Origin of the sequence: Micromonospora sp. WMMD961, from assembly GCF_029626145.1 — a bacterium.
Classification (GTDB): domain Bacteria; phylum Actinomycetota; class Actinomycetes; order Mycobacteriales; family Micromonosporaceae; genus Micromonospora.
Window position 1 is genome coordinate 3,889,004 of sequence record NZ_JARUBJ010000002.1, and the last position, 12,262, is coordinate 3,901,265.

Here is a 12,262-nt window from a genome sequence, read left to right on the forward strand (position 1 = left end):
GGTCAGTCGTCCCCGGGGACGCGCAGCACGGCCGTCCGGACCGCCTCGTCGGCCTCGGCCGGCACGCACCGCAGGTCGAGCAGGAGCCGACCCCGGACCACCCGACCGAGCACCGGCTGCTCACCGGTACGCAGCGGCCCCGCGTACCGTTCGGGCAGGCTCAGCGCCCACGAGTCCAGCTCCACGCCGGGTGCTCCGCCGCCGCCGACCACCGCGACGGCCGGCACCACCTCCGCCTTGCGGCCGTCCGCGCCGAGCCGGTCGCGCAGTCGCTCCACCCGTTCGCGCAGGGCACCGGGGTCGGCGTGCAGGGCTGACCGGGTCGGTGTGTCCGGCTGGTGCACTGTCGCGGCCAGCGCGGCCAGGGTGAGCTTGTCCACCCGCAGCGCCCGGGCAAGTGGGTGACGACGCAACCGGTCGATCACCTCGACGTCACCGAGCAGCAGCCCCGCCTGCGGGCCGCCGAGCAGCTTGTCGCCGCTGGCCGTGACCAGCGCCGCGCCGGCGCGAAGGGTGCTGGCCGCGTCCGGTTCGTCGGGCAGCAGCGGATCCGGAGCGAGCAGCCCGGAGCCGATGTCCGCGACCACCGGCACGCCGAGGGTGGCCAGTTGTCGCACCGGGGTCGCCGAGGTGAAGCCGGTGACCTGGAAGTTCGACGGGTGCACCTTCAGCACGAAGCCGGTCTGCGGGCCGAGGGCGGCGGCGTAGTCGGCGAGGGTGGTGCGGTTGGTGGTGCCCACCTCCCGCAGCCGCGCGCCGGTGCTCTCCAGCAGGTCGGGCAGGCGGAAACCGTCGCCGATCTCGACCAGCTCACCCCGGCTGACCACGATCTCCCGGCCGGCGGCCAGCGCGGTGGCGGCCAGCACCAGCGCGGCGGCGCCGTTGTTGACCACGTGTACGGCGCCCGCGTCGGGCACGGCGGCGGCCAGCGCGTCGAGGGCGTCCCGGCCGCGACGGGCCCGTCGGCCGGTGCCCAGGTCCAGTTCCACGTCGGTGTGCCCGGCGGCGGCGACCACCGCGGCGACGGCGGCGGACGACAACGGCGCCCGGCCCAGGTTGGTGTGCAACACGACGCCGGTCGCGTTGAGCACCACGCGGGGGCCGGCCGTGGGCAGCGCGGCGACCGCGGCGTCGCGTACCTCGTCCGGGTGCAGTTCGCCCCGGCGGGCCCGGTCCTGGGCGCGGGCGATGACCGCCTTGACCCGGTCCCGACCGAGCGTCGCGCTGGCGGCGGCGAGCCGAGGGTCGGCGAGCAGCGTGTCGGTGCGCGGCACCCGCCGTCGCGGGTCCGTCGGCCCGTCGCCCATCGCGTCATCTCCTGCAGTGGTTTGGCGGAGACGGACGGGAATCGAACCCGCCTGGCCCGGGTCCCGGACCACACCGGTTTTGAAGACCGGGAGGGGCACCAGCCGCCTGAACGCCTCCACCGGACATTCGATCACAGCACGGGCAGGACCGCCCGGTCAGGTGGAAGTTCCGCCGGCACCCCGCCGGGCTTCCACCCGCTCGCGCTGCGGCACCACCGTGTACCGGGGGTCACGGGCCGAGGCGACACCGCCGTAGAAGATGCCGAACCGGGTCACCACCGAAGCGGCCAGCAACGCGGCACCGGAGAACGCGCCGACCGTCCGGCTACGGCGGCCCAGCAGCGCCCCGGCAACCCCTACGGCGGTCAGCAGCCGGCCGGCGCGCAACAGCCGACCGGGACGGCCCAGCCGGTAGGGCTCGCTGAGCAGACCGAGACGGGTCTCCACCCGGTGCGCGCCGTACAGCTCCAGCGCCGCGCCGGCCACCGCCATCCGCCGGGCCGGCCCGGTCTGGGCCGGCGGCGCGGCGAGCAGACCCACGCCCGCGCCGCTGGCCAGCGCACTGCCGGCGAAGATGACCGGCAACTCGGGGTACGCCTCATGCCACGACGGCACCGCCGTGTCGGCCAGCAGGACCCCGGTGTACGTGGCCAGCGCGGGCGCGGTGCCGGCGGCGAGCAGCCCGGCGGTGTGCCCGACCGACGGCAACGCCCGACTTGCCCGCCCGAGCAGACCGTGGCGCGGCAACACACCGGCGGCCTCGGCGATCGCGGCGACACCGGCGGCCGGCCCGTACGCGGTGAGGATCCAGGTGCCCATCGACATCGGCGAGGTCGGCTTGGCCACGCGCAGCATGTGGTGGAAGCGGGCCGGCCGCCCGAGGTCCTTGACCAGGAAGACGGCGCTGGCGCTGACGGCGGCCAGCGCGGTGAGCCGACCGGCGCGCCGCAGCGCCGGCCGCCCGGTGAGCTGCCCACCGGCCGCGAGCAGCGACGAGCCGGCCGCCAGCCCGCCGGTGAACAGGTACGCGGCGATGTCCCACTTCCAGACCGGCCCCTTGAGGATCGGCCGACCGTAGTACGACGTGAACTCGGCCTCCGGTACCCGCACCTCCTCGCCGCCGCGACCGCCGCGTCGGCGGCCCCTGCGTCGAGCGGGCTGGTCGGCTGTGTCTCCCGGCACCGAGGGCCCCTGTGGCCGGGCCGTCTGGTGCCGCGTGGCGATCTCCTGCGGCGGGGCGGTCGCGTGCTGGTCGTCGGCGACCACCGCTGCGCCGTCGGTCTCCGGGCGTGCCGAGACGCCCGGTCGGTCGGCACCCTCGGCGGCCAGCCGGGCACGGAAGCGGCGGAACAGGTCGCCCACCTCGGGGCGCTGCGGACTCACGAGGAACCTCCGACGAACGCGGCGACGGTGGCCGCCGCCATGGCGAGTGCGGCGAGGCCGGCGCGTTTCCACATCTTCGGCAGGTCGCGGGTGGTCACGATCGGGTCCGGTGGCAACCCGTACACCTCGGGCTCGTCCAACAGCAGGAAGAACGCCCCGTCACCACCGACGCCGTCGTCCGGGTCGTGCCCGTACAACCGCGCCTCGGAAACCCCCCGCCCCCGCAACGTCGCCACCCGCGCGGCGGCCCGCTCCCGCAACTCCTCCAGGGGCCCGTACTGGATCGACTCGGTCGGACACGCCTGCGCACACGCCGGCGTCATGCCGGCACCCAACCGGTCGTAGCACAACGTGCACTTCCACGCCCGACCATCGTCCTTACGCTGATCGATGACGCCGTACGGGCACGCCGAGATGCAGTACCCACACCCGTTACAGATGTCCTCCTGCACCACCACCGTCCCGAACTCCGTCCGGAACAACGACCCCGTCGGACACACGTCCAGACACGCCGCATGCGTGCAGTGCTTACACACGTCCGACATCATCAACCACCGGAAATCCGTCCGACCCTCCACACCGGAACCCCGACCCGGCGGCTGCGCCCCCGGCATCCCCAGGAACTGTGGACCCGCGCCCGCGTCGACCGACCGCTGCGGGCCACCGTTGACCGGTTCGCCGAGCACGTCCGCCGACGGCGGGTGCGGCCCGGCCGGGCGGGGCTGCTCGATGAACGCCACGTGCCGCCACGAGTTCGCGGTCAAGGCGCCGGTGTTGTCGTAGGACATGCCGAGCAGGTCCAGACCGCTCTCCGGGACGCCGTTCCACTCCTTGCACGCCACCTCACACGCCTTGCACCCGATGCAGACGCTGGTGTCGGTGAAGAACCCCATCCGCGGCGGCGCGTTCTGATAACCCGCGTCGGGCGCCGGGTCCAGCGGGCCGTACAGGCTGTTCGGGTCAGGAAGCACCGCGCTGCTCCCCCTCGCTGTCGGTGGTGACCGCCGGAGCATTATGGCCCGGGGTGATCCCGGCCCGCCGCTGGTAGTCGGCGACCAGGTCCCGCAACGCCGGGCCGGTCGGCCGACGGCCGGGCCGCACGTCGCAGGTGCCGACCTTGCTCTCCTGGATCAGGACGTTCGGGTCCAGGCTGATGCCGAACAGGTCGTTGGCCGAGTCACCGGTCACCAGACCCTCGAAACCGAAGTGGTACGGCAACCACACCTGGTGGATGATCCGGTCGTCCACCCGCAACGGCCTGAGCCGATCGGTCACCAGCACCTTCGCCTCGATCACCGCCCGACCACTGACCAGGTGCGCCCAGCCCAGATGCGTCAGGCCCGCCTCGGCGGCCAGGGCCGGGGACACCTCGACGAACATCTCCGGCTGCAACTCCGCCAGCGGCGACACCGTCCGACTCATCCCACCGGCGGTGTGGTGCTCGGTGAGCCGGCTGACCGTGAACACGTACGGGAACACCTGACTGTGTTCCTGCGGCGGGCTCGGGTTCACCGAGTTCACCGGATGCGCGTACATCTTGCGGGTCGGGTTGGCCTGCTGCCGGTAGAGCGGGTTACGAACCGGCGACTCCACCGGCTCGTAGTGGGTGGGCAGCGGCCCGTCCAGGACACCGCTGGGCGCGTACAGCCAGCCCTTGCCGTCGCCCTGCATGACGAACGGGTCGTCACCGGCGATGCCCTCCGGCCCGGACGCGCCCGGCGGGGGCCGGTACGACGGCGGTTTGGTCTTCTCGAAGTCCGGCACGTCGTGACCGGTCCACTCGCCCTTCTCCGCGTCCCACCACACGTAGCGTTTGCGTTCACTCCACGGGTTGCCGTCCGGGTCGGCCGAGGCACGGTTGTAGAGGATGCGCCGGTTCGCCGGCCACGCCCAACCCCACTCGGCGGCCACCCAGTCCTGCTCGTGTCGGGACTTGCGCCGGGCCGCCTGGTTGACGCCGTCCGCGTACACCCCGGTGTAGATCCAGCAGCCGACGGCGGTGGAACCGTCGGCGCGGGCCTCCGCGAAGCTGGACAGTGGACGGCCGGTCGCCACGTCGTACCCGTTGATCTCGCGCAGCACCGCCTCGGCGCTCGGCTCCGCGTGCGGACCGTGCGTGGGGTAGTCCCAGGTGAGGTCGAGCAGCGCCCGGTCACGCGGCAGCGGTGAGTCGGCCAGCTTCTCCCGCAGCCTGCGGCCGAGGTGGTAGAAGAACCACAGCTCGGAGCGCGCGTCGCCCGGCGGCTCGACGGCCTTCTCCCGCCACTGCAACAACCGCTGCGTCTGGGTGAACGTGCCCTCCTTCTCCACGTGCGACGCCGCCGGCAGGAAGAACACCTCAGTGCGGCACTCCTGCGGCACGATCTCCCCGGTGGCGACCTCGGGACCGTTCTGCCAGAACGTGGCACTTTCGATCATGAACAGGTCGCGGACGACCAACCAGTCGAGGTTGGCCATCCCGAGCCGCTGGGCGCGGCCGTGGGCTGAGCCGACCGCCGGGTTCTGACCGAGCAGGAAGTACCCCTTGACCTGCCCGTCGATCATGTTGAGCACCTGTTGGTAGGTGCCGTGGTCCCCGGTCAACCGGGGTAGGTACCCGTAGCAGAAGTCGTTCTCCGGCGTCGCCGCGTCACCCCAGTACGCCTTCAGCAGGCTGGCGGCGAACGACCGCGCGTTGCCCCAGAACCCCTTCTGCCCGGGGTGCCGGATGCTGTCCACCCACTCGTCGAAGGTCGGGTGGTCGGCGTGGTGCGGCATCGGCAGATAACCGGGCAGCAGGTTGAACAACGTCGGGATGTCGGTCGACCCCTGGATGCTCGCGTGCCCCCGCAACGCCATCACCCCACCACCCGGGCGGCCCATGTTGCCCAGCAGCAGCTGGATGATCGCGCCCGTGCGGATGTACTGCACGCCGACGCTGTGCTGGGTCCAACCCACCGAGTAGATCAGCATGCCGGTGCGCTCGCGGCCGGAGTTCTCCGTCCACGCCCGCGCCAACTCCAGGAACTGTTCCTGCGGGATGCCGCAGACCCGCTCCACCATCTCCGGGGTGTAGCGGGCGAAGTGCCGCTTGAGGATCTGGTAGACGCACCGCGGGTGCTGCAACGTCTCGTCCCGCCGGGTCTGCCCGCCCACCTGCGCCCCGTGCGACTCGTGCGTCAGGCCGGAGGCGCTGTCCCGCTCCTGGGCGGTGTGCCCGCTGCCGGACGAATCCTCGTGCCCCTCGTACTGCCAGCTGTCCTGAACGTACGTCCCGGTCGCCGGGTCGAAGCCGGAGAAGAAGCCGTCGCCGTCCTCGGTGTCGCTGAACTGCTCACTGACGATCGTGGCGGCGTTGGTGTAGGAGAGCACGTACTCCCGGAAGTCCAACTCGTTCTCCAGGATGTACCGCACCACCCCACCGAGCAGCGCGATGTCGGTGCCCGCCCGGATCGGCAGGTACGAGTCCGCGACCGCGCTGGTGCGGGTGAAGCGCGGGTCGACGTGGAAGACCTTCGCCCCACGGCGCTTGGCCTCCATCACCCACTGGAAACCCACCGGGTGCGCCTCGGCCATGTTCGAACCCTGGATGACGACGACGTCAGCGTTGGCGATGTCCTGCTGGAAATCCGTCGCACCGCCACGACCGAAGCTGGCCCCCAGACCGGGGACGGTGGCGGAGTGTCAAATACGGGCCTGGTTCTCGATCTGCAGCGCCCCCATCGCGGTGAACAACTTCTTGATGAGGTAGTTCTCCTCGTTGTCCAGCGTCGCCCCACCCAGGCTGGAGATGCCCAGCGTCCGGTTGAGCGGCCGGCCCTGCGTGTCGACGTCCTCCCAGGTCTGCTCACGCGCCGCGAGCATCCGGTCGGCGATCATGTCGAGCGCGGTGTCGAGGTCCAGGTCCTCCCACTGCGTCGAGTACGGACGCCGGTAGCGGACCGTCGTCTGCCGCAGCGGACTCGTCACCAGACTCTTGCTGGCCGAACCCTTCGGGCAGAGCCGACCCCGCGAGATCGGACTGTCCGGGTCGCCCTCGATCTGACTGACCTGCCCGTCCTTGACGAACACCCGCTGCCCGCAACCCACCGCGCAGTACGGGCACACCGAACGGGCCACACTGTCGGCGGTCTCGGTGCGGGCGGTCAGCCCGGCCGAACGGGCCGACTGCGCCGCCGCGCCCCGACCCAGCGGATCAGTGCCGGTGAGCTGCCGGTAGACCGGCCACCCCTCGATGAAGGTCCGCAGCCCCATCCCCCGACACCCCCTCCCACGCGAGCGACCACATGAACATAGGTCAACTGAGAGAGGTTCGCGAGTGGGGGCGGTCAGACAGCGCCGCCCCCGGCCTCGTGGCCGGGGGCGGCGCTGGTGTCGGTGTGCAGGTCGCCTCTCGGCGAGTGGCACGACGCGGCTCCAGCCGAACGGTATTCCGCGAGGGCGATTTAGGTGAGGCCCGGGGACACTGGGTCACACCGACACCCTCCACAACCAGCCGGACCCCCACCTTGTTCCCCGCCCAGGGGTGGCGTGGATTGCCGCGCGGTCGCCGCGTGTTCCCGGGCGGCGGTCGTGGCACTGCCGCGCGACGCCACCGCACGGCCCCCGCCCACCGGCACGGCCGGCCACCGGCACGGCACGGCCCGGGCCACCGGCACGGCACGGGCCACCGGCACGGCACGGCCCGGGCCACCGGCACGGCACGGCCCGGGCCACCGGCACGGCACGGGCCACCGCGATGCCCAGCCCCGCCGCACGGCGGGGGGCTGGCCACCGCGATGCCCGGCCCCGCCGCACGGCGGGGGGCTGGCCCCCGGGGTGCGTTGCCCCGCCGTGCGGCGGGCCAACGCACCGCGGCATCGCGCAGGCGCGGCCCACGCCCCGCGCAGGCATCACAGTTCGGCCGCCTGCCTGTCGTTGTCTGACCACCTCACCCAGGCGACCGGTTCCCCGAACCGTCTGACCGCCGGCGTACGACCCTCACACCCGACACAGGCCAAGCCTTTCTCGACACGCACTACCCGGCGGCGGCAGGACCCAGAATCGCGAGATCTTGGAAAGTTTCCGTTACGCGAGAACGGAAACTGTCCAAGATCTCCCGGACGAACGACGGCGGAAGCGCCGGGAGCCGACGTCGAGCCCACGTCGCGCGGCGCTTCGGCAGCAGACGCGGGCGCCCGAGGTGGATATGCCGCTGGCCGGCACCCCGTGGTGGGGTGCCGGCCAGCGGTCGTGCGGGTCGGTGCTGCGGTGCGGTGGGTCAGCTGTTCCAGTGCTGGCCGACCAGGTCGGTGGCCTGCTGCTCCCACTGGGCGTACGCGTCCGGGTAAGCCGACACCTGCACGGTCTGCGCGGCCTCGGTCAGCGGCATGTCCTGCCACCCGTCAACCTGCTTCAGGCCCTTCAGGAACGCCGTGGTCGAGTACTCGGGGTCGGTGATCTGCTCCGGGGTACCCCAACCACTGGACGGGCGCTGCTGGAACAAACCCAGCGAGTCATGGTCGTTCATATCGCCCAGGTGGCCCAGGTTCTCCAACTTCGACTCCTGCAGACTCGTCGCGATCGAGATGACCGCGGCCCGCTCCGGCAGGCCGGCCTTCTTCGTCGCAGCGATGATCGCCTTCACGTTCGCGGTCTGCTCACCGTTCAGGTCGATGTGCGACTGCTCGCCCTGCGGCTTCGGCGCCATCGACTGCACGGCAACCGCGACGGGCTTGGCATCAACAGGGTTGGCATGGGCGGCGACCGGACCGGCGAACACACCACCGGCAAACGCCAGACCAGCAACAGACAACACACTCTTACGCATGATCGTGTTCATGGGGGAAGCTCCTTCGGGGGTAAGGACACCCGCGCACGGGTGAGCACCTCGTCGGGCGCTATAAGAGGGGAAAGTCTTGGGGTCGGCGGCCAGCGAGCGGGGACTCGCGGCGCCGGGTCCATGTGTAACGACCGGGGGGCCGGGGTCATTCCGGGGGCGGCCCATCCATCGGCACCCCCATCGAGGCGGTGCCTGCGGGTCGTTCGTGGGGATGTAACGACCGGGTGCACGCTGGCATTCCAACCTGTGCGACCAGCCCTCACGGGCCGGGGGCGCGAGTCGGTGGTGCTGCGATCGTCAGGATGTGTAACGACCCCGGCCCGGCCATGATTCCGGCCCACGGGTGCGCCCCGTCACCGCCCACAAACCCCCACCAAGTGACGAACCACCCACACGGCCCGGCTCGTGCACCCTCACACCACCGCGGCCAGGGTTGATCCACTCGCCCTCACGAAAGTCGGGGCATCCGGGACGGCGGGACACCCCGGCTTCAGGGAACCCGAGTCGATCACGAATGAGCCGACCGCACTGAACTGCGCAAACCGGACCAAAACTGCGGCGGGTGTGGTCGTGCCGACGCGCCTGGAGCAGCGCTCTGGAATCGACCTGAGCGACACCGGCTCTGGTGGGCGTTACCCTGACACCATGCAGGCCGTCTCCCCCACCGCGACCGGCGTGGCCTTCCTGGCCCGGCCGGGCCGCCCTGCCGTGGTGGCGAGAACGCTCGCCGAGCTGGCCGGCCCCACACGCGGGGTGGTCGAGTTGCCGGTGCGGTTGATGTGGAACGCCGAGCGCACCTTCGACCTCGCAGACCCCGACCAGCTGCTCTGGATGTACGAGAACGTGCTCCGTGAGACCACCCGCGCCGAGGACCTGCGTGTCCTCATCAACGGGCGCACCCTCCGCCGGGTGTGGCGACTGCTCAACCTGCCTCGGGGCGTACGCCAGGCATGGGAGAGCCGGCACCGCGGCCTGCGCGCCGCGTGACCGAGCCTCATCTGCACGAGTTCTACCGGGAAGTCGCCCGGGTGGCGCTCACCGCCGCCGGGCCGTACCGGTTCGTGTTGGGCGGCGGGGTGGCCTGGGCGGCGCACGGGTTGGTCGCCCGTCCGACGGAGGATGTCGACCTCTTCGCGGACGTCGAGGGTGCCGCCGCGGCGGCGTCCACCGGTGTACGGGTGGCGCTGGAGCGGGCCGGGTTCCTCGTCAGCGACGCCGACCCCGACGGTGATCTCGCTGAGCTGTTCGACGGGTACGACCAGGACATGAAGGACTTCGTGGTGAGCCGCGACGGCCGGCATATCCGGCTCAGCCTCGCCCGGTTGGACCGCCGGCAGAGCCCGGTGGTGATGGACCTCGGCCCGGTGATGGACGTCCGGGACCTGGTGGCCAACAAGATCGCGGCATTGGTCAACCGGCGGGAGGTCCGCGACTTCGTCGACGTGGCGGCGGCGCTGGAGCACTACGACGTGGCCGAGCTGTTGACGCTGGCCCGGCAGGTCGACCCCGCGCTGGATCCAGCGGACGTGCGCGCCGCCGGGCGTTACCTGGATCGGCTGTCCGAGCAGCGCTTCGGACGTTACGGCCTGAGCGCCACCGACGTCGCCCAGGTACGGCGGCGCTTCGCCGCCTGGCCGCGCTGAACGCCGACGCTCCCCATAAGCGAAACCCGACGCCCGGCAGCGCGAACCCGACCCCTGCGACGCTGGATTCCGACGCCCGCAACGGGTCGCGCGGGTCGCGGGCACCCGAGCAGTGCCCGCGACCCGGATTACCTGGTCGGCCGGGTCGGCCGCGAGGAGCGACCGTCGGGGCTGACGTGGCGGGAGTGACATTTGGTGGTTATGGTGCGCGAGGCGCCCACGAAGCGCGTCCACCCCCATGAAAGGCACGTCATGACCTCTCCCTCCGGCCCGTCGCGTCGTCAGGTGCTCGTCGCCGCCGCAGCGGCGGCGACCGCCCCGCTGATCGCCGCCGCGCCCGCGCAGGCGGCCGGCCCGGCCCGGTCACGCACCTGGGACCTCACCCTCCTGGGCACGTCGGACACGCACGGCAACGTCTACAACTGGGACTACTACCGCGACGCCGAGTACGACGACAGCAAGCAGAACGACATCGGCGTCGCGAAGCTGGCGACCCTGATCAACCAGATCCGTCGGGAGCGGCGCGGCAAGGCGACGCTGGTGCTCGACGCCGGCGACACCATCCAGGGCACCCCCCTGGCCACGTACTACGCCAAGCAGGAGCCGATCACCGCCACCGGGGAGAAGCACCCGATGGCCCGGGCGATGAACGTCATCGACTACGACGCGGTGACGCTGGGCAACCACGAGTTCAACTACGGACTGCCGCTGCTGGACCTGTGGATCCGCCAACTCGGTTTCCCGGCGCTCGCCGCCAACGCTGTCAACGCGAAGACCGGCAAGCCTGCCTTCCTCCCGTACGTCATCAAGAAGGTCTCTCTCGGTCTCGGCGCGCCCACCCTGCGGGTCGGCATCCTCGGTCTGACCAACCCCGGCGTGGCCATCTGGGACAAGGGCAACGTCGAGGGAAGGCTGCGCTTCGACGACATGGTCGCGACCGCCGCGAAGTGGGTGCCAGTCATGCGGGCCCGTGGCGCGGACCTCGTGCTGATCTCCGCGCACGGCGGTGACAGCGGCACCTCCAGCTACGGCCCGGAGCTGCCGAACGAGAACCCGGTGGCGTTGATCGCCCAGCAGGTGCCAGGGATCGACGCGATCCTCTTCGGTCACGCGCACAACGAGGTGGTCGAGCGGTTCGTCACCAACGAGCGGACCGGTGCGCAGGTGTTGCTCTCCGAGCCGTCCAAGTGGGGCCAGCGGCTCACCCGGATGGACTTCACCCTGACCCGCGAGCGTGGCCGGTGGGCGATCACCAGGAAGGCCGCCACCATGTTGAACACCAACACGGTGGTCGAGGACCCGAAGGTGCTCGCGGCCGTGCGGGCCCAGCACCAGAAGACCGTGGCGTACGTCAACCAGGTGGTTGCCCGCTCCACCGTGGAGTTGTCGGCGGCCGAGTCGCGGTACAGGGACACGCCGATCCTGGACTTCATCAACCACGTGCAGACCGAGGTGGTCGGCACGGCGCTGGCCGGCACGACGTACGCGGACCTGCCGGTGCTGTCGATCGCGGCCCCGTTCAGCCGTACCGCGGTGTTCCCCGCCGGCGACGTCAAGATCCGCGACGTGGCCGGCCTGTACGTGTACGACAACACCCTCGAGGCGGTCGTGCTCAGCGGCGCCGAGGTGCGTGCGTACCTGGAGTACTCGGCGAAGTACTTCCGGACCGTCGCGCCGGGTGTCCCGGTCGACCCGGAGCAGCTCAGCGACCCGGCCGTGCCGGACTACAACTACGACGTCTTCTCCGGCGTCGACTACGACATCGACATCTCCCGGCCGGTCGGGCAGCGCATCACCCGGCTGGTGCTGACCGGCACCGACACGCCGGTGGCCGACGGCGCGCAGTTCGTGGTGGCGGTGAACAACTACCGGCGCAGCGGCGGCGGCAACTTCCCCGGCATCGTGAAGACGCAGGTCTACAACGCGCAGCAGGAGATCCGTCAGCTGCTGATCGACTGGGCGCAGGCCAGGGGGACGATCGACCCGGCCGACTTCTTCCAGCCGAACTGGCGGCTGGTACGCGAGGGCGTGCCGGTCTTCTGATCGCGCAGCACAGACGGGCCGTGGGTGGCGACACCTGCGGCCCGTTTGTCGTTGTCAGCCCTGCACGTTCCAGCGGACCGGGTCCT

General features: G+C 71.4%; 8 protein-coding genes and 1 tRNA gene. 3 read left to right on the top strand and 6 right to left on the bottom strand.

The features are described 5' to 3' along the window. Positions 1-2: 2 nt before the first annotated feature. From selA to O7614_RS17785, 6 genes are all read right to left on the bottom strand, one after another. Positions 3-1,307: an L-seryl-tRNA(Sec) selenium transferase gene (gene selA, locus O7614_RS17760; protein ID WP_278139575.1), complete on the bottom strand. Its 1,305-nt coding sequence runs from the start codon at positions 1,305-1,307 to the stop codon at positions 3-5. A 22-nt stretch (positions 1,308-1,329) separates the two neighbouring features. Beyond that, a tRNA-Sec gene (locus O7614_RS17765) sits at positions 1,330-1,425 on the bottom strand. Positions 1,426-1,463: 38 nt separating this feature from the next. After that, entirely contained in the window at positions 1,464-2,690 is a 1,227-nt protein-coding gene (gene nrfD, locus O7614_RS17770; protein ID WP_278139576.1) for an NrfD/PsrC family molybdoenzyme membrane anchor subunit, read from the bottom strand. Further along, positions 2,687-3,661: a 4Fe-4S dicluster domain-containing protein gene (locus tag O7614_RS17775; protein WP_278139577.1), complete on the bottom strand. Its 975-nt coding sequence runs from the start codon at positions 3,659-3,661 to the stop codon at positions 2,687-2,689. The genes nrfD and O7614_RS17775 overlap by 4 nt, the downstream gene beginning before the upstream one ends. Continuing rightward, the gene (gene fdh, locus O7614_RS17780) at positions 3,651-6,923 is read right to left on the bottom strand and encodes a formate dehydrogenase (RefSeq protein ID WP_278139578.1); all 3,273 of its coding nucleotides are present in this window, start codon (positions 6,921-6,923) and stop codon (positions 3,651-3,653) included. The genes O7614_RS17775 and fdh overlap by 11 nt, the downstream gene beginning before the upstream one ends. Before the next feature lie 1,006 nt (positions 6,924-7,929). Continuing rightward, entirely contained in the window at positions 7,930-8,490 is a 561-nt protein-coding gene (locus tag O7614_RS17785) for a hypothetical protein (RefSeq protein ID WP_278139579.1), read from the bottom strand. Between the two features lie 645 nt (positions 8,491-9,135). Here O7614_RS17785 and O7614_RS17790 point away from each other — a divergent pair. The 3 genes from O7614_RS17790 (at position 9,136) to O7614_RS17800 (ending at position 12,176) form a co-directional block, all read left to right on the top strand. Next, positions 9,136-9,477 (top strand): hypothetical protein, encoded by a 342-nt coding sequence (locus O7614_RS17790; protein WP_269678939.1) that lies wholly within the window; start codon positions 9,136-9,138, stop codon positions 9,475-9,477. Next, on the top strand, positions 9,441-10,133 hold the full coding sequence (locus O7614_RS17795) for a nucleotidyl transferase AbiEii/AbiGii toxin family protein (RefSeq protein WP_278139580.1): 693 nt from the start codon (positions 9,441-9,443) through the stop codon (positions 10,131-10,133). The genes O7614_RS17790 and O7614_RS17795 overlap by 37 nt, the downstream gene beginning before the upstream one ends. 252 nt (positions 10,134-10,385) lie before the next feature. Then, positions 10,386-12,176, top strand: coding sequence for a 5'-nucleotidase C-terminal domain-containing protein (locus tag O7614_RS17800; protein ID WP_278139581.1), 1,791 nt, complete (start codon positions 10,386-10,388; stop codon positions 12,174-12,176). Positions 12,177-12,262 lie beyond the last annotated feature (86 nt).